The sequence below is a fragment of the Brevundimonas sp. SH203 genome (assembly GCF_002157625.1).
GTDB lineage: Bacteria > Pseudomonadota > Alphaproteobacteria > Caulobacterales > Caulobacteraceae > Brevundimonas.
Genome location: NZ_BDMM01000007.1, coordinates 103,058 through 121,643, shown reverse-complemented (window position 1 = coordinate 121,643; position 18,586 = coordinate 103,058). Strand labels below are relative to the sequence as shown.

Sequence of the window (18,586 nt, the reverse complement as noted above, 5' to 3'; positions counted from 1 at the left end):
ACTACGCAGCAGAGATTTTCTCCCGAGCGCTGGCGGCTCGATACGGGGCGAAGGCCCGCGCGCTGCGGGCATCGGCGGCTCGATACAGGGCGACGGCCCGCGCGCTGCGGGCGAAAATCGATTGGCTGAAGTCGGAGCCTGACTGATGGCCGAGTTTCGGGGCTGTATCGTCGAGGCTCTGGCCAAGGGCGAGATCGACAAGGAGACGGCGGACCTGGCCAGCGCGGCCTATGAGGACGCCTATTCGGTCGCGTCGGAGACGCTGGGGCCGGTGGACGCCGACCGGGCGGCGGGCGAGGCCGCCATGCGCAAGCTGGAGGCCGAGGCCATCGAGGCGCGGCGTCGTCGCCAGTTGTCGGTGCGGACGCGGCGCGCGGCGCTGGAGACGATTGCGGGGCTGAAGGAGCGGCGCGGCTATAGCGGCGTCGTCGTCCTGGGCGGCGGCGACGGATCGGGCAAGCCGCCGAAGGGCGGCTGGGTCCAGGGCGGGACGCCGCCGGAGAAGGGCAAGCCCTATTCCAAGGGGGCGGTCGCGGCCATGGCGCTGAAGCGGCTGGTGGAGAACCGGCCGGGCCTGTCGGGCGCGCCGGGCGCCAGCGTCGAGGGACGATACCGGGCGGTGCGTGGCAAGTTCGACGCGATGATGGCGGACCTGATCGAGAAGTTCGAAACCAAAACGGGCTTCGATGCGCCCGGCCGCGCCCACATGGACAATGTGGTGCGCGAGGCGTTCGGCGAGGACACCGGCGACAAGGCGGCCAAGGCCCTGGCCCAAGCGTGGGACGGCACGGCCGAGACGGCGCGGCATATGTTCAACGCCGCCGGCGGGGCCATCGGCAAGCTGGACGGCTGGGGCCTGCCGCAGATGCACGATCCGGTCGCGGTGCGGCGGGTGGGCAGGGATCAGTGGGTCGCGGCGATCACGCCCCTGCTGGACCGGGCCAAGATGATCGACAGCGTGACCAAACAACCGTTCACCGACAAGCGGTTGGCGGCGGTTCTCGGCGAGGTGTGGGAGACCATCGCCAGCGGCGGGGCCAACAAGGGCGGCCCCGGCGAGCGGATCGGCAAAGGGGCGTTGGCGACGCAGCGCGCCGAGCAGCGGTTCCTGGCCTTTCGGTCGGCCGACGACTGGATGACCTATCAGCGCCAGTTCGGCGAGGGCGATCCGTTCCAGGCGATGATGGGCCACCTGGACGATATGGCGCGCGACGTGGCCCAGATGCAGATCTTGGGGCCGAACCCGCGTCACCAGTTCGAATGGCTGGCGGCCTTCGCGCGGCGCGAGGGCGCCCTGGAAGAGATGAACGGCGTCGTGGGCGCCCGCGACCGCGCCGAGGGCATGGTCCTGGAGGCCGAGCGGATGATGGCTCATTTCAACGGCGATCTGAGCATGCCGGTTAACACCACCCTGTCGAACGTGGGGGGCGGCGTGCGCGCCGTGTTGACCGCGTCCATGTTGGGAAGCGCGGTTTTGGGCGAGATCAGCTCGGGCGTTACTTTCGGCCGGATGGCGCGCAGGTTCACCGGCCTCTCGCGCAACGGCGACATGGGCGAGCTGATGCGTCTGCTGGCGGACCCGGCCGAGCGGGCCATCGCGCGGCGGACCGGCTTCATCATCGAACAGGCCACGGACGGTTTCGTGCGGGGGAGCCACGACAATCTGCGTCTGATGACCGTGGGGGCCAAGGCGGAAGGCAAGCTGAACGCCTTCTCGCGAAGGTTGCCTGCGGCGGTGATCCGCCTGCAGGGGCTGACCGGCCTGGTGGCGGCGCGCAAACGGTCGTTCCGGTTCGAGCTGATGGGCGCGCTGCACGACGCCAAGGTCAAGAGCTTGGCGGATCTGGCGCGCGGCGACGTGAAGGAACAGGCGCTAGCGCGCTGGATGGACGCGCAGGGCTTCACCGAGGCGGACTGGACCATCATGCGCGCGGCGCCGGTGTTCGAGCCGCGCACGGGCGCGACCTTCCTGAAGCCCGACGACATCGCCCACCCCGAGTTGGCGCTGCGGCTGTCAGAGGCGATTGACATGGAAACCCGCCTGGTGTCGCCAGAGACGACGCTGGAGACGCGGGCCATGTGGATCACCGCGCGACCGGGCAGTTTCTGGGGCGAGTTGCAGCGGTCCACGTCGATGTTCAAGGGGTTCACCGCCACACTGACCAGCCTGTACGCCCAGGAGATGGCGCTCCAGGCGCGGGCGCAGGGGGGCAACGCCTTCATGAACCTGGCGGGCATGGCGGCCGGGGCCGTGGCCTTCATGACCGTGGGCGGGGCGATCAACATCCAGCTGCGTGAGATGGCCAAGGGGAACGACCCCCGGCCGATGGACGATCCCAAATTCTGGGGCGCGGCCCTGGCGCAGGGCGGCGGCCTGGGGATGGCGGGCGACTTCTTCTATGCCGCCCAAGCGCGAAACGGAAAGACGGCGCCGGTGGCCGCGTTCGGCCCGGTCGGTCAGCTGGCCAGCGACGCCTGGGGCCTGACCGGCGGCAATGCGCTGGAGATCGCGGGGGCGATGACGGGCAAGCCCGGCGAGCCGGGCAAGCCGCTGGACGAGGCCGTGGCGGATGCGCACATCGGCCGCGAGGGCGCGCGGTTCGTCTCGAACTACAATCCCCTGTCCAGCCTGTGGTGGAGCCGCGCCGCCTTCAGCCGTCTGGTCGCCGACAATCTGCAGCGCGCCGTGGACCCCGAAGCCGAGGACGCCTTTCGTCGCCGGGCGCGGCGGATGGAGAAGGAAACCGGCCAGGGCCAATTCTGGCCGCAGGGATCGAACTTCCCCGAACGCGCGCCGGATCTGGCGAACATGGGCGGGCGCCCGGAGTAGCGCCGAACCGCGTTGCAGGTCTCGGCGCCGCCGCACAGTCGGATCATGGCCGCATTGCCCGAAAACGACCGGATCGCCGGTCCCTTCATCGCCGCCGCCGGTCAGACCGACTTCCCGGCGGACTTTCCTCTGATCGATGCAGCCGGACTGCGTATCCGGTGCGAGCGCGGCGAGGCGTCAACGATCCTTTCGGCGCCCGATGTTGCGCCCGTCGATGTCAACGGGGAAGCCTTCACGGCGCGTCTGACGGCGGCCGCTCAAGCCGGTGATCGCGTCTGGGTCTATTCTCGCCTGCCAGCGTCGCGTCTGCGGGCGCACACCCCGAATGGGGCTGTCCGGACCCCGACGCTGGAAGGCGACGCCGAAGAGTTTCAGGGGCAGTTGCAGGAGATCCGGCGCGATCTGGATCGATCAGTCGCCGCGCCGGTGGGCGAGGCCGGGTTCGAGTTGCCGCGCGTCCAGCGCCGCGCCGGAAGCGTGCTGGCCTTCGACGCGGCCGGCCATCCAGATCTTTCCCGCAGCCTGGAAAGCTTCGACGCCGACATCGCCGGGGCCGCAGCGGCGGCGAGCCTCGCCGAGATGGTTCATGTCGCTGTTCAGTCAGCCTTGACGCAGATCCTCGACCTGGCGAGCGCGTCTCCCACGGCGCCCAGCATTCTGAACAAGCTGGACAAGAGCCACAACCTGGCCGATCTGGCGGATGTGCTGAAGGCGCGAGAGAACCTTCAGATTGCGGATTTTCAAACCCGCACGGCGGCGCAAGCCGGCCGCGTCCCGGCCCCCCAAACCTATTTGCGCACGGCGGGCTTTTCGACCGCCGGAGATCGGGGCGGCGCGCTCTATACGCGCGCCGCCTCGGGGCAGCTTCAGACGGCGGATGGGCAATGGTGGGAGATCGCCGAAGCGGCCGTCACGCCCGAAATGTTCGGTGCAAAGGGCGACGGCGTGACGGACGACACCGCTGCAATCAATGCGGCGATTGCGCACCCTCGTGTTCGCAAGGTCGTTCTTCAGGATAAGGATTACAAGGTTGCAACAGTAAACATCAGTCGAACGATTGTAGTCCGAGGGATCAGTAAGTGGGGGTCGAGGCTTGTCGGCTCGACAACGAACTCCGCAACCGTACTGATCACTGTGGCGCCTGTCGAACTGAGCAACTTCACAGTCGATAGGTCTGCCGTTCCTGCGGATGGGGGCGTTGGCATCCAGACGCTGAACGGGGGTTTCGGGGTCATCAAGGATGTGATCACTCAAAATCACTATGACGGCATCCTTCTCCTCTCGACGGCCAACTCTGAGCTTTCGAATGTCATATCCCAGTTCAACTATCGTCACGGGATCCGGGGCGAAGTCACATCGACTGGGGCCGAGCCTGCGCTTCAGTGGAAGATGACCAACGTCATCAGCCAAATGAACAACGGCTATGGCTATCAACTCTATGCGTTCGGTTCGACCAACCTTCAGACCGGACCTGTCGCCATCAACTGCGGCGCGTTCAGAAACGGTCTGGGCGGGTGGCGGTTGGCTGGCGAAGCCGGGACGGCCTGGAACGACATCAATATGTATCACTGCTATTCGTCGTTCGATAACGGGCATGGGTTCGACTGGGCGAACTGCGGCGCAAACAACCAGATGTTCGACACGTTCTGCGAGTGGAACGGCATGGTGCCGGGCGGTCGTAACTTCGATAATATCCCGGCGACCCAAAATGCCTGTGGCGTCATCATTCAGGGTACGTCTCCAGCCGGCAGCAACCTGTTGATGTCGGGCTTGATCATCCAGAATAGCGCACTCGACGGGGTGTTTGTCGCCCCGACCGCCACCCTTAGGGTTCTTCAGGTTATGGGTGCAAACCTGAAGGACAACGGTCAGGCAGGTGTCGCCTACCGCAAGGCCGGCTTTGCCAGCGCCTCGACCACGACCAACATCTATATTTCCAATATCGTCAGCCGTCGTGAGGGCTACACCACCCAGGAATACGGGATTTCGACGGAGTCCCCGACTGTGGCGGCGAAGGTGTTCGTTTGGGGTGGTGACTTCAGAAACAACCTGACACCATCCCAGAACCCGGCGTCGTCTTATGGGGCCTGGATGGCGGTTCCGGCATCCTGGTAGGTTTCGTTTTAGGCCTGCTCGCGAAGCGCGTTGCCGGGTCCAGTTGCAGCGCAATCTAAGCGGCATGAACCGTATTGAAGCGCTGCGCTGATGCACTGGAAACCCGCCCTGATCGAGCTTCTGGACGGCCTGCGTCACTGGCTGGAGCCGTTCATTCCCGGCGCCGTGGGCGCGGCCATCGGGCAGATGTGGGAACCCGGTCTGGGCTGGCGCGACCGCCTGGCGCAATGGACGGTCGGCGTGACCTTCGCCGCCTTCCTGGTCCCGGCCGCCGGCCATGTGTTCCACTGGCCCCTGCCCCTGATCAACGCCGTCGGCTTCGTCGTCGGGACGCTGGCCTTCAAGGCCTACAAACCCCTGCGCGAGGCCTTCATCGCCGGTGCGGCGGGTGGGCTGAAGGCGGCCTTTTCCAATCTCGGCAGCTGGGTTCCGCGTCGCGGCGCCGCGCCGGTTCCCCCGAACACTGAAGGAGAAGGCTGACATGGCGTTCAACCTGTCAAAGGCCAGCCGCGCGCGTCTGGTCGGCGTGCATCCCGAGCTGATCGCCATCGTCGAACGGGCGATCCAGCTGACGCCGGTGGACTTCAAGATCACCGAGGGTCTGCGCAGCGTCACGCGCCAAAAGGAGCTGTTCGCCGCCAAGGCGACGCAGACGATGAACAGCCGCCACCTGACCGGCCACGCCGTGGACGTCGTCGCCCTGGTCGGCGGTTCGGTGCGCTGGGACTGGCCGCTCTATGGCCGGATCGCCGCCGCCTTCAAGCAAGCCGCCCTCGAACGGGGATCGCCCATCGTGTGGGGCGGCGACTGGAAGACGCTGAAGGACGGCCCGCACTTCGAACTGGACCGGAAAAGGTTTCCCTGATCGCCGCCGACTGGCGGGATGCGAGCCGGGCGCTCTCCCGGCACAGTCTGAGGAATACGACATGGACGACACTCTCAAGGTCTCCGACGCCGAAGCCGCCAAGGTCGCGGTCGCACCACGCGTTACACTCGATGATCTGGAAGGCTCCATCGCAAGCGAACACTACATCCGCGCCAACGAGGCCGTGACCACGTCGCAAGGCGATGCGCATGGCGATACGACGGAGGACGCCCTGGCGTGCCTGACGCTCTGCGTCTTGGTCACTAAGTCCGGGTTCACGGTCACAGGTGAAAGCGCCCGCGCCTCGCCAGCAAACTTCAACGCCGAGCTTGGCCGGAAGTTTGCGCGCGGACAGGCGATCCGCAAGCTGTGGGCGTTCGAAGGCTTCGCTCTGCGTAAGCGCTTGGCCGAGGCCGCCTAATAATGGCCGCCGCTCTCGCCCTGTTCCACACCTATCGCAAGTTCCTGACCCTGCTGGTGGTGCTGGCGGGGGCGGCGTCGCTCTATTTCTGGATGGAGAAAGCCAAGGATGATCGCGACCTGCTGCTGACCCAGGCGCGCGAGATCTGCGCCACGGCCGGCGAGCCGTTCCAGCCTGAAGGCTCGAAACAAAAGGACTGGGGCAAGCGGTGCAACGGCCGCGTCGCCGCCCTGGTCGAGTTCCGAGACAAGGCCCAAGTCGGATCGATCGACGCCATGCTGGCTGACATCGAGCGCCGCGAAGGCAAGCAAGCGGCGGATGCGGCCCTGGCGGCCGTCTATGCCAAACGGGCGACCGACGCCCTCACCCGAATGGAGGCGGCCGATGCGGCAGTCAAAGATGATCGTGTTGGCGGCGACTGGGCTGCTGCTGTCAACGACCTTGCCGGCCTGCGCTAGGCCGCCCGCCGTCGCGCCGCCGCCCGAGGTCGTGGTGCGCACGGTGCGCGAGACGCCGCCGGCCGAGCTGCTGCGCTGTCCCGCCGCCGTGCCCGGCCTGCCGACCGACGGCGCGGCCTCGATCCCCTCTGACTGGCGGGCCGGCATCCGCCGCCTGGCGAAAAGCCGCGGCGACCTGTTCGACCAGGTCAGCCGCCTGATCCAGTTCCATACCGGCGAGGCGTGTCCGGCGGGTTGAGGCGTTCGCGTTGCGGCGGCGCGGGCCGCCCTAACCTGTGGCCATGATCGTCGGCGTCGGCGATCCGCCTCAACAGGAGATCGTCTCATGGCCCTCGTCAAAACCCAGTTTTCCAAGGTCGCCAATCTGAAACCCCCGCCCTCGCCGGCGCTGGCCACCCGTCAGCTGTTCCATGCCGAATGCGGCGCCGACAGCGTCGCGACCGTCGTCGCCAACGGCTACTTCAACGACGTGCGCGGCGAACTGAAGGTGGGCGACCGCATCCAGGTCGTGGCGGCGGCCGAGACGGCCTATCGCGTGCTGAAGGTCTTGACCGTGCCCGTCGCCGGCGACGTGACCACGGCCGCCTTGGCCTTCAGCTAAGCCCTTCGCCGGCAGACGGCGGGGTTTCAGTCCTTTCCCTCGCCTCGCCTGCGCGGACAGACGCCCCGGTGCATAATGACGCCGGGGCGTTTTGCCCTCCGATCCGCCCTAGATACAGGGCGCGGCGTGGCCCGAACGCATCCGACTTGACCCGATGCTTATTCACGAAGTCGGATACGGTCCCTAGAAAAAAACCAATGAAATCAGGGCGCCCTTAGCAGTTATCACTAACAGCCCTTTAACCCTGCGGGTGCGACAAGGGCGGCCGAACGTCAGCCGCCCGGAAGGTTCGCCCCTTCATGTCCACCGCCCTCGCCGTCGGCCGTCAGGCCTGGATCAGCGCCCGCATCCTGTGGGACGCGCCGTTCGTGGTGCGATTCAGAGGGGTGCTGCAGGCCCTGCTGGCGACCCTGCTGCTGATCGCCCTGCTGTCTTGGAATCCGGCGGACGCCAGTCTGAACGCGGCCTCCACCCTGCCGACCACCAACTGGTTGGGGGCCAACGGCGCCCTGTTCGCAGACCTGTTCATGCAGTCGCTGGGTCTGGCCGCCTGGCCGGCCGCGCTTCTGCTGGTCGCCTTCGGCCTCGCGCGGGCGGTCGGCGACGCGCTCCAGCAGCGGCTGAAGCCCACGCCGCTGAAAGCCTTGGCCGCGACCGGCGGGGTGCTGGCCCTGTCCGCGGCCCTGGCGGCCCTGGCGTCGCCGGCGGCCTGGCCGTTGGCGGCGGGGCTGGGCGGTCTGTGGGGCGACGGCCTGACCGGGCTGACGGCCAAGGCCATCGGCGCCCTGCACATCCCCGGCGCGCGCATCTTCGCGGGCCTGATCTTCCTGATCGCTGGCCTGTGGCTGGTCGGTTTCGCCATCGGGCTCCGGGCCATGGATTTCCTGGACGCCCTGCATTGGGGACGGTCGTTGAAGGCGCCGGCGCCCCGCGCGCCTGCCCAGGCCGCGCGCGAAAAGGCCCCGCCCAGGGCGCGCGCGCCGCGCCCCGCGCCGGTTCAGAACGCCCCAACGTCCATCGAGCCGTCCGTGGATATGGAGGCGCCGGCCGATCTGGAGCCGCAGACCGCCTATGACGACCTGCCGCCATGGGAGGACGAGGCCACGCCCCCGCCGCCCAGCGCCGCGCGCGGCGCGGCGGCCCGCGCGGTCGAACCGCGCGTCGCGGCGGTCAAGGCCCCCAAGGTCAGGAAGGACGACCTGGACCAGCAGGCCTTCGACTTCACTCGGCCCGAGGGCGATTTCGACCTGCCGCCGCTGGGGATATTGAGCAAGCCCGGCCAGCGCACAGCCTCGGTCGACGAGGATTCGCTGAAGCAGAACGCCAAGATGCTGGAAGGCGTACTGCAGGAGTTCGGCGTGCGCGGCGTGATCGACCAGATCAGGCCCGGCCCGGTCGTCACCCTGTACGAACTGGTCCCCGCGCCCGGCGTGAAGCATGGCCGCGTCGTGGCCCTGGCCGACGACATCGCCCGCTCCATGTCCGCCCGCGCCTGCCGCATCAGCGTGGTTCAGGGCAGGAACGCCATCGGCATCGAACTGCCCAACGCCAAGCGCGAGACCGTCTATCTGCGCGACCTGCTGGCCAGCGCCGAATACGACAAGAAGGGGCATCTGCTGCCCCTGGCGCTGGGCGAGACCATCGGCGGCGAACCCTATGTCGCCGACCTGGCGCGGATGCCGCACCTGTTGATCGCGGGCACCACCGGCTCGGGCAAGTCGGTGGGGGTCAACGCCATGATCCTGTCGATCCTGTATCGCCACAGCCCGGCCGAATGCCGCTTCATCATGATCGACCCCAAGATGCTGGAGCTGTCGGTCTATGACGGCATTCCGCACCTGCTGGCGCCCGTCGTGACCGATCCCAAGAAGGCCGTCGTCGCGCTGAAATGGACCGTGCGCGAGATGGAGGACCGCTATCGCCGGATGTCCAAGCTGGGGGTGCGCAACATCGCCAGCTACAACGAGCGCGCCCGCGAGGCTCAGGCCAAGGGCGAGCATTTCGAGCGCACGGTCCAGACCGGCTTCGACGACCAGGGCCGCCCGGTTTACGAGTCCGAGAAGATCCGGCCCGAGCCCCTGCCCTTCCTGGTCGTGGTCATGGACGAAATGGCCGACCTGATGCTGGTCGCGGGCAAGGATGTGGAAGGCGCCGTCCAGCGTTTGGCCCAGATGGCGCGCGCGGCGGGCATCCACCTGATCATGGCGACCCAGCGCCCGTCGGTGGACGTCATCACCGGCACCATCAAGGCCAACTTCCCGACCCGCATCTCCTTCCAGGTCACGTCCAAGATCGACAGCCGCACCATCCTGGGCGAACAGGGCGGCGAGCAACTGCTGGGCCAGGGCGACATGCTCTACATGGCCGGCGGCGGCCGCATCACCCGCCTGCACGGCCCGTTCGTGGATGACAAGGAGGTCGAGGACGTCTGCAAACACCTGAAGGCCCAGGCCGAGCCCGACTATCTGGACCTGATCACCGACGAGCCGGACGGCGACGCCGACGGGGGTTATGACGAGGGCGGGAACGGCGGATCGGGCGACGACCTTTACGACCGCGCCGTCGCCGTGGTCACGCGCGACCGCAAGGCCTCGACCAGCTATGTCCAGCGTCGCCTCCAGATCGGCTATAACCGCGCCGCCTCCCTGATCGAGCGGATGGAGCAGGAAGGCGTGGTCAGCCCCGCCAACCACGCCGGCAAGCGCGACGTCCTGGCCGGCCCGCCGCCGATGGTGTGATCCGGGTCGAAGGAACGGCTGCGCCTCAGAGCCGTTGTCTGACCCGCCATCGCGTCCAAGCTTCAGCATTTCGATGAACAGGGCTTCATCGCAGCGCCGGAATATGGTCAGGCTCGCGTCATTCCGACGCCAAGCCGACCGGGCAAGACGGCAGGATCGACAACCATCCCGAACGGGAGACGGACTTCAATGACCTCGCGCGCCAAGACCGTGGCTGTGGCCACATCCGACCTGAACCGCCGCGGCCTGCTGCTGGGCGCGGGCCTGACCAGCGGCCTGATCGCCCTGGGCGCCTTCGACGCGGCCCAGGCCCAGTCGAACCTGTCGGCCGACGACCGGGCGGTGGTGCAGCAGGCGCAGGGCTATCTGCAGGCCCTGACCTCGGCGCAGGGGACGTTCACCGAGACCGGCCCGAACGGCCAGACGCGCCAGGGCCGCTTCTATCTGCAGCGGCCGGGCAAGATGCGGTTCGAATACACCGACCCGGCCGGGCTGCTGGTCGTGTCGGACGGCTATAATGTCAAACGCTACGACCCTCGCCTGAACACCTTCCAGCAGGTGCCGCTGGGGCGCACGCCCCTGTCCACCTTCCTGGCGCGCAACGTCCGACTGGATCAGGGCGTCCGCATCGAGCGGGTGACGCGCATGGCGTCCGGCGCCTTCGCCATCACCGCCCGCGACGCCAACCGGCCGAACGACGGTCAGGTGGTGCTGGCCTTCGCCGGCAATCCCGTGCGGCTGCATGAATGGACCATCACCGATCCGCAAGGGGCGCGCACCCGAACTCAGCTGACCTCGCTGCAACCGGCGTCGAACCTGTCGGCGCGCCTGTTCCAGCTCAGCGATCCGACGCGCCGCCCCGGCCGCAACTGATCGCATGACGACGCGGGACGGGGTCGAGTGACCATTCCTCAACCCCTGTTCCCTTAAGGCTGTCGGTCATGAGCGCGACCGTCCCGCCGTCCGGCGTCCCATCGTTGAAGTGGACCGTGGCGGCGGGCGTCGCGGCGTTCGCCCTGTTCCTGCTGGGCGCCCTGGTCGTCGAGCCTGCGCTGAACCGGCTGATCGAGCCGCAGTCGGCGTCCGCCGGACCCCTGGCCAAGGGGCAGGTGGTGATCGGCGATCCGGTGGTTTCCGGGCGGTATGTCTCGACGGGTTCGGACGCGCGCACGCCGCTGGCGGTCCAGGTCGCAGGCGGCGGCCTGACGGTCGAGGGGGCGGGACGTCTGACCACCACGCCGCACCGTCTGGTGGGCGCCGACCAGAAGGCCGACGGGGCGCGCACCTTCGCCGAGGCCATGGGTGCGCCCGCCGCCGCCCAGATCGAAATCCGCCGGGTTCTGGCCGACGAGGACAGCCGGCTGTGCGCCGGTCAGGCCGTGGGCTGGCTGGCGCTGGCGATGCGGCGAGACGGCTTTCTGCTGATGCCCGTGCGCCAAGGACCGCCGCCCGGCGCCTTGGCGGCCCAGGATCGGCTGTGCGCCGTGCGGGACTTCGGCCGGTGATCCGCGCGCTGATCCTGGCGGCCCTGATCGGCGCGGCCGCCGCCCTGTGGACCTGGACCCGGCCGGGCATGGCGGAGACGGGCGCCCCGCGTGATGCGGTGGTCGTCCAGGTGCTGGACAACGGGTTTCACACCGACTTGGCCGTGCCGCGCGCGGCCCTGATGCGGCGCGGCGGCCCCCTGGCCCAGGCGGCGGCGGGGCTGGGGCCGGGCGACTGGATTCTGATCGGCTGGGGCGACGCGCGTTTCTATGTGGACCAGAGCCCGATTTCGGATCGTCTGCCGGACGGCGCCCGCGCCTTCTTCCGGCCGGGCAACGCCTCGGTCGTCATGCTGGACCCGGCGGCGGTCGATCCCCGACTGAGCCATGGCGAGGACAGCGCGCGGCTGACGCTGACGCAGGCGCAGTTCGACCGGCTGGCCGCCCGGGTGGAGCGGTCGCTGGCGCTTTCCCACGGCGCGGCCCGCATCGTCGCCGCCCGGCCCGGCGACGACGCCCGCTTCTTCGCCAGCCGCGAGACCTTTTCGATCCTGCATCTGTGCAACCACTGGACCGCTCAGGTGCTGAACGCCGCGGGCGTGGCGATCCGGCCGGTCCGGTCGATCACCTCGGTCGAGGTGATGCGGGCCGCGCGGGCGTCGGAAGGGGCGCGAAAACTGGACATGCGCCCGGGGCAGGACTAGACCGCCCGACTTTCGCCTATCCGGCCGGGTCCGATCCCCGGTCGAGCCGGGGATGACGACCCAGCAGGCGAACACGAAGGAGAGGCCGATGGCCCACAAGCAACATACCCGCAACGCCTCCGGCCCGGCAGGACCCAGCCAGCGTCAGCTGCGCGCCGGCGAGCTGATCCGTCACGCCCTGGTCGACATCCTGCGCGAGGAGGACATCCACGACGAGGCCCTGGTCGGCGTCTCCGTCACCGTGACCGAGGTGCGCCTGTCGCCCGACCTGAAGCACGCCACCTGTTTCGTCGAGCCGCTGGGCGCCGGGGTGGAGACCGCGCCCACCGCCGGCCACGAGAGCGAGATCATCAAGGCGCTGAACGCCCACGCCAAATTCCTGCGCGGTCAGCTGGGTCGCCGGCTGGACATGAAGTTCACGCCCGACCTGCGTTTCCGCCACGATGAAAGCTTCGACGCCGCGACCCATATGGACCGCCTGTTCGACGACCCTCGCGTCCGCGCCGACCTGGAACGCCGCGACGAAGACGAGGGCGATCAATGATCCTCCGGCCTCAAACAGCGCGACGCGCTACCGGCCGGGCGTTCGGGCCTCAAGTAGTGCGAAGCACGGTAGGCCAAGAATAATGGCCCGCAAGAAGAAGGGCGAGGTCATCGACGGCTGGGTCTGTCTGGACAAGCCGTTCGAGATGGGATCGACCGAGGCGGTCAGCCGCATCCGTCGCCTGTTCAACGCCCAGAAGGCCGGTCACGCCGGGACGCTGGACCCGCTGGCCAGCGGCATCCTGCCCATTGCGCTGGGCGAGGCGACCAAGACCGTGCCGATGATGATGGAGGCGCAGAAGGTCTATCGCTTCACGATCAACTGGGGCGTCTCGACCGACAGCGTGGACCGCGAGGGCGAGATCATCGGCCGCTCCGACGTGCGGCCCGACGTGGATCAGGTGAAGGCGGCCCTGCCCGCCTTCGTCGGCGAGATCGACCAGACGCCGCCACGTTTCTCGGCCATCAAGGTGGACGGCGCCCGCGCCTATGACCTGGCGCGCGACGGGGTGGCGTTCGAGCTGCCGTCGCGGCGCGTGACCATCCATTCGGCCGAGGTCTCGGACGCCCCGGACGCCGACCATGTCGAAATCGTCATCCGCACCGGCAAGGGCGTCTATGTGCGGTCGCTGGCGCGCGATCTGGCGGCGGTGCTGGGCGCCGAGGGCCATGTCAGCGCCCTCAGGCGCGAGCGCGTCGGCCCGTTCAGCACGGAAAACGCCGTCACTCTGGATTCTCTGGAGGAAATGGTGCATAGGGGCGCCGCCTCGGAAGGCTTGCTTGCCGTCGCGACCGCCCTGGACGACATCCCGGAGCTGGCCGTGACGGAACAGGACGCCTTCTCGCTTCGGCAGGGACGCCCGATCGTTCTGCTCCCCCGTCAGGTGGAAACCCTCAAGGATCGTCTTTCAGGCGGTTCGCGCACGGTTTCAGCCTTTCAGGGCCAGACCCTCGTCGCGCTGTGTCAGTTGCGGGCCGGCCGGTTAGAACCCGACCGCGTTTTCAATCTTTCCTGATCGCCTGATCAGGGGACTCCAACCCGGCCTCATGCAGCGCGACGCGCGGTAGGCCACCAAGGGAGACTTTCGATGTCGGTTACTGCTGAACGCAAGCACGAGATCATCGCCGATAACGCCCGCTCCGCCGGCGACACCGGCTCGGCCGAGGTTCAGGTCGCGATCCTGTCGGAACGCATCGCCAACCTGACCGAACACTTCAAGACCCACAAGAAGGACAACCACTCGCGTCGTGGCCTTCTGAAGATGGTGTCGCAACGTCGCCGCCTGCTCGACCACCTGAACAAGGTCGACGCCGGCCGCTACCAGGCGCTCATCGCCAAGCTGGGCCTGCGCCGCTAAGGCGCCGGACGAGTTTGAATAACGCTTTCGAGGCGCGGGCGGTCACGTCCGCGCCTCGTTGTGCGACTAGAGACGACCGCGCGCCTCGGACCTAAGGCGCAGACGCGAGGGCCAGGCGGTCCTCGACCGGGTCGTTCGCGATGGCGCGGCGCCCCACGGACCTCGGGACTGAACGCCCCGCGCTCCACCCCATGATGGGACCCCGCACGGAATACGCCGTCCGGGATACGAAAGACGAAATATGTTCGACATCAAACGCAAGACGATCGACTGGGCCGGACGCCCGCTGACCCTGGAGACGGGCCGCATCGCCCGCCAGGCCGACGGCGCCGTGCTGGCGACCTACGGCGAGACCGTGGTTCTGGCCACCGTCGTCTATGGCCGCGCCCCCAAGCCGGGCCTGGATTTCTTCCCCCTGACCGTCAACTACCAGGAAAAGACCTTCGCCGCCGGCAAGATTCCGGGCGGCTACTTCAAGCGTGAAGGCCGTCCGTCGGAGAAGGAGACGCTGGTTTCCCGCCTGATCGACCGTCCGATCCGCCCGCTGTTCGTCAAGGGCTTCAAGAACGAGACCCAGGTCGTCGTCACCGTGCTGCAGCACGACATGGAGAACGACCCCGACGTTCTGGGCATGGTCGCCGCCTCGGCCGCCCTGACCATTTCGGGCGTGCCCTTCATGGGCCCGATCGGCGCGGCGCGCGTCGGCCTGATCGACGGCGAGCTGGTGCTGAACCCGACCATCGACCAGGTGCCGACCTCGGACCTCGACCTGGTGGTCGCCGGCACGCAGGACGCCCTGATGATGGTCGAATCCGAAGCCAAGGAGCTGTCGGAAGAGAAGATGCTTGAGGCCCTGATGTTCGCGCACGCGGGCATGCAGCCGGTCATCGACGCCATCATCGATCTGGCCGAACACGCCGCCAAGGAGCCGTTCGACTTCCAGGCCGAAGACCACTCCGACGTGGTCGCCTCGATCAAGTCGCTGGTCGGCGAGGACATCAAGACCGCCTACACCCACGCCGGCAAGTACGAGCGTCGCTCGGGCGTCGACGCGGCCAAGAAGACCGCCGCCGCCAAGCTGGTGAAGACCGACGAGAACCCCGACGGCGTCGACGGCTCCAAGTTCTCGGCCGCCTTCAAGGAATGCGAAGCCGAGGTCCTGCGTCGCGACATCATCGAGAACGCCCACCGCGTCGACGGTCGCGCCCTGGACAAGGTCCGCGCCATCGTGTCGGAAGTCGGCGTCCTGCCGCGCACCCACGGTTCGGCCCTGTTCACGCGCGGCGAAACCCAGGCCCTGGTCGTCGCCACGCTCGGCACCGGCGAGGACGAGCAGTACATCGACAGCCTGCAGGGCACCTACAAGGAAAGCTTCCTGCTGCACTACAACTTCCCCCCCTATTCGGTGGGTGAAGCGGGCCGCATGGGTTCGCCCGGCCGTCGCGAGATCGGTCACGGCAAGCTGGCCTGGCGCGCGATCCGTCCGATGCTGCCGACCAAGGAAGACTTCCCCTACACCATCCGTCTGGTGTCGGAGATCACCGAGTCGAACGGCTCGTCCTCGATGGCCACGGTCTGCGGTTCGTCGCTGGCCCTGATGGACGCCGGCGTGCCGCTGGTCCGTCCGGTCTCGGGCATCGCCATGGGTCTGATCCTGGAGCCGTCGGGCGAGTTCGCCATCCTGTCGGACATCCTGGGCGACGAAGATCACCTGGGCGACATGGACTTCAAGGTCGCCGGCACGTCGCAGGGCATCACCAGCCTGCAGATGGACATCAAGGTCGCCGGCATCACCAAGGAGATCATGGAGCAGGCCCTGACGCAGGCCTCGGCCGGTCGCCTGCACATCCTGGACGAGATGTCCAAGGCTATGGACGCGCCGCGCACCGAACTGGGCGAACACGCGCCCAAGATCGAAACCATCAAGATCGCGGTCGACAAGATCCGTGAAGTGATCGGTTCGGGCGGCAAGGTGATCCGCGAGATCGTCGAGAAGACCGGCGCCAAGATCGACATCGGCGACGACGGCACCATCAAGGTCGCCGCCAACGACCAGGAGAAGATCGACGCCGCCAAGGCCTGGATTCAGTCCATCGCCTCGGAACCGGAAGTCGGAACCATCTACACCGGCAAGGTCGTGAAGGTCGTCGACTTCGGCGCCTTCGTGAACTTCTTCGGCGCCAAGGACGGCCTGGTCCATGTGTCCCAGATCGCTCTGGAACGCGTCGCCAACCCGGCCGACGTCCTGTCGGAAGGCCAGGAGGTCAAGGTCAAGTTCCTGGGCTTCGACGATCGCGGCAAGACCAAGCTGTCGATGAAGGTCGTCGATCAGGAAACCGGCGAGGACATCACCGACAAGATCAACGCCGAACGCGCCGAACGCGGCGAAGCCCCCCTGTCGGAAGACACCGGCGGCCGTCCCAAGCGTGACGGCGACCGCGGCGGCGATCGCGGCCGTCGTCGTCGCGACTAGGCGACGTCGAACCCGAGACGAGAGCGAGGCCCGGCGGAGCGATCCGCCGGGCCTTTTTCTTCGCGGGCCGGGCGACCCTTGCGGCGATTTCACTTGCCGCGCCCGGCCGTGCGGTCTCCATTGCCGCATCGTCCGTGGGGAGAACGTCATGCTGGATCGTCGCCGCCTTCTTCAGTCCGCCGCCCTGGGCGCGGGACTTTGCGCCGTCGGGGGCGCCGCCGTGGCCCGCCCGCAGGACGGCGACGCCGCCGGGGGGACGGACGGCGCCTTCAAGACCTTCATGGACAAGGCGTTCGAGGGCACGCTGGACCGCGCGCCCGAGGTCGTGACCATGTTCGGCCTGGACAAGGGGGCGCGCGCCGCCGCCAAGTCGCAGCTGACCGCCCCCACCCAGGCCGAGGAGGAGAGCCAGCGGGCCTTCATCCGCCAGCAGGCCGCCGACCTGGCCCGGATCGACCGCCGCGCCCTGTCGCCCCGCAATCTGAACTATTACGACAGCATCAAGGACAATCTGGACGGGGTCATCGCCACCTACGCCATTCCTTATGGCCAGGGCGGCTGGCCCAATCCGTACCGGGTCAGTCAGCAGGGCGGCGCCTATCAGTCCACGCCCGACTTCCTGGCCAATCAGCACACCATCGAGACGGCCGCCGACGCCGACGCCTATGTGGCGCGCGTCAACGCCTTCGCCGACGTGCTGCTGGCCGAGACGGATCGACTGAAGGAAGACTATGCGCTCGGCGTCGTGCCGCCCGACTTCATCCTGGCCAAGGCGATCCGCCAGCAGGACGGCGTCCTGGCGACCCCGGCGGCGACCTCGCCCCTGACCCAATCGGTCGTGGACCGCGCCCGCGCCAAGGGCCTGACCGGCGACTGGGGCGCCCAGGTCGAACGGCTTGTGACCGAGCGGGTCTATCCGGCCCTGGCCGCCCAGAACGCCGTCCTGAAGGCGGCCCAGCCGAACGCCGTGCACGAAGCCTCGGTGCGCCGCCTGCCGCAGGGCGAGCAGTATTACGCCAACAGCCTGCGCTACATCACCACGACCCGGCTGACCGCCGACGAAATCCACCGCACCGGCGTGGAACAGATGGCCGATCTCACCGCGCGCGCCGATGGGCTGCTGAAGGCGCAAGGGTTGACGCAGGGTTCGGTCGCCGAGCGGATCAAGGCCCTGGGGGACGACCCGAAGTACGTCTACGCCAACACTGACGCGGGCAAGGCCGAGCTGATCGCCAAGCTGAACGCCCAGATGGCCGACATGCAGGCCCGCCTGCCCAACGCCTTCGGCCGACTGCCCAAGGCCAAGGTCGAGATCAAGCGCGTCCCGCCCGAGATCGAGGCCGGCGCGCCGATGGGCTATTACAACTCGCCCAGCCTGGATGGGACGCGGCCCGGCATCTACTGGATCAATCTGAAGGACACGGCGGAATGGCCGTCCTGGACCCTGCCGACCCTGACCTATCACGAGGCGACGCCGGGCCACCATCTGCAGATCAGCCTCCAGCAAGAGAGCGAGTCCGCGCCGCTGCTGATGAACCTGCTGGGCTTCTCCAGCTATGTCGAGGGCTGGGGGCTATACGCCGAACAGCTGGCCGACGAACTGGGCGCCTATGAGAACGATCCGGTGGGTCAGATCGGCTACCTGCAATCGCTGATGTTCCGCGCCGCGCGCTTGGTGGTCGATACCGGCATCCATTCCAAGGGCTGGAGCCGCGAAGAGGGCATCCGCTACATGATGGAGGCCTATGGCGATCAGGAGGGCGCGGCGACGTCCGAGGTCGAACGCTATTGCGGCTGGCCGGGCCAGGCCTGCGCCTACAAGGTCGGGCACAACGAATGGGTCCGCCTGCGTGAAAAGGCCAAGACGACCCTGGGGCCGAAGTTCGACATCAAGGGCTTCCACGACACGGCCCTGGCCGCCGGCGGCGTGCCGCTGTCGGTGCTGGAGCGGATCGTCAACGGCTGGGTCGCCGCCCAAGCCTGATCGGCGGCGGCC

At 68.0% G+C, this 18,586-nt stretch carries 17 protein-coding genes; all 17 read left to right on the top strand.

Going from position 1 to position 18,586, the window contains the following annotated elements; genetic code table 11:
• Positions 1 to 145 precede the first annotated feature (145 nt).
• A complete protein-coding gene (locus SH203_RS14265; RefSeq protein WP_087121623.1) occupies positions 146 to 2,830 on the top strand; it encodes a hypothetical protein in 2,685 nt (894 codons plus the stop codon).
• Between the two features lie 45 nt (positions 2,831 to 2,875).
• Positions 2,876 to 4,945, top strand: a complete 2,070-nt coding sequence (locus SH203_RS14260; RefSeq protein WP_143275744.1) for a hypothetical protein — start codon at positions 2,876 to 2,878, stop codon at positions 4,943 to 4,945.
• Between the two features lie 90 nt (positions 4,946 to 5,035).
• A complete protein-coding gene (locus tag SH203_RS14255) occupies positions 5,036 to 5,425 on the top strand; it encodes a hypothetical protein (RefSeq protein ID WP_087121621.1) in 390 nt (129 codons plus the stop codon).
• A 1-nt stretch (position 5,426) separates the two neighbouring features.
• Entirely contained in the window at positions 5,427 to 5,810 is a 384-nt protein-coding gene (locus SH203_RS14250; protein ID WP_087121620.1) for a M15 family metallopeptidase, read from the top strand.
• A gap of 61 nt (positions 5,811 to 5,871) precedes the next feature.
• Positions 5,872 to 6,231 (top strand): Gp49 family protein, encoded by a 360-nt coding sequence (locus tag SH203_RS14245; protein WP_087121619.1) that lies wholly within the window; start codon positions 5,872 to 5,874, stop codon positions 6,229 to 6,231.
• A 2-nt stretch (positions 6,232 to 6,233) separates the two neighbouring features.
• Positions 6,234 to 6,689, top strand: coding sequence for a hypothetical protein (locus SH203_RS14240; RefSeq protein WP_087121618.1), 456 nt, complete (start codon positions 6,234 to 6,236; stop codon positions 6,687 to 6,689).
• Positions 6,673 to 6,927: a hypothetical protein gene (locus SH203_RS14235; protein ID WP_087121617.1), complete on the top strand. Its 255-nt coding sequence runs from the start codon at positions 6,673 to 6,675 to the stop codon at positions 6,925 to 6,927. Before SH203_RS14240 ends, SH203_RS14235 begins: the two co-directional genes overlap by 17 nt.
• Before the next feature lie 87 nt (positions 6,928 to 7,014).
• A complete protein-coding gene (locus SH203_RS14230; protein WP_087121616.1) occupies positions 7,015 to 7,290 on the top strand; it encodes a hypothetical protein in 276 nt (91 codons plus the stop codon).
• A 299-nt stretch (positions 7,291 to 7,589) separates the two neighbouring features.
• Complete coding sequence (locus SH203_RS14225) at positions 7,590 to 10,028, top strand: DNA translocase FtsK (RefSeq protein WP_087121615.1); 2,439 nt, start codon at positions 7,590 to 7,592, stop codon at positions 10,026 to 10,028.
• Between the two features lie 189 nt (positions 10,029 to 10,217).
• Entirely contained in the window at positions 10,218 to 10,901 is a 684-nt protein-coding gene (locus tag SH203_RS14220; RefSeq protein ID WP_087121614.1) for an outer membrane lipoprotein carrier protein LolA, read from the top strand.
• A gap of 68 nt (positions 10,902 to 10,969) precedes the next feature.
• Positions 10,970 to 11,533: a hypothetical protein gene (locus tag SH203_RS14215; RefSeq protein ID WP_143275742.1), complete on the top strand. Its 564-nt coding sequence runs from the start codon at positions 10,970 to 10,972 to the stop codon at positions 11,531 to 11,533.
• Complete coding sequence (locus tag SH203_RS14210; RefSeq protein WP_087121612.1) at positions 11,530 to 12,216, top strand: DUF2459 domain-containing protein; 687 nt, start codon at positions 11,530 to 11,532, stop codon at positions 12,214 to 12,216. The genes SH203_RS14215 and SH203_RS14210 overlap by 4 nt, the downstream gene beginning before the upstream one ends.
• Positions 12,217 to 12,304: 88 nt before the next feature.
• Positions 12,305 to 12,760 carry a 30S ribosome-binding factor RbfA gene (gene rbfA / locus SH203_RS14205; RefSeq protein ID WP_087121611.1) on the top strand — a complete coding sequence of 152 codons (456 nt, stop codon included), beginning with the start codon at positions 12,305 to 12,307 and terminating at the stop codon, positions 12,758 to 12,760.
• A gap of 82 nt (positions 12,761 to 12,842) precedes the next feature.
• Entirely contained in the window at positions 12,843 to 13,775 is a 933-nt protein-coding gene (gene truB, locus SH203_RS14200; RefSeq protein ID WP_087121610.1) for a tRNA pseudouridine(55) synthase TruB, read from the top strand.
• Between the two features lie 72 nt (positions 13,776 to 13,847).
• Positions 13,848 to 14,117, top strand: a complete 270-nt coding sequence (gene rpsO / locus SH203_RS14195) for a 30S ribosomal protein S15 (protein ID WP_087121609.1) — start codon at positions 13,848 to 13,850, stop codon at positions 14,115 to 14,117.
• Between the two features lie 241 nt (positions 14,118 to 14,358).
• Positions 14,359 to 16,590 carry a polyribonucleotide nucleotidyltransferase gene (gene pnp, locus SH203_RS14190; RefSeq protein WP_087121608.1) on the top strand — a complete coding sequence of 744 codons (2,232 nt, stop codon included), beginning with the start codon at positions 14,359 to 14,361 and terminating at the stop codon, positions 16,588 to 16,590.
• 148 nt (positions 16,591 to 16,738) lie between these two features.
• Positions 16,739 to 18,574, top strand: a complete 1,836-nt coding sequence (locus SH203_RS14185; RefSeq protein ID WP_087121607.1) for a DUF885 family protein — start codon at positions 16,739 to 16,741, stop codon at positions 18,572 to 18,574.
• Positions 18,575 to 18,586 lie beyond the last annotated feature (12 nt).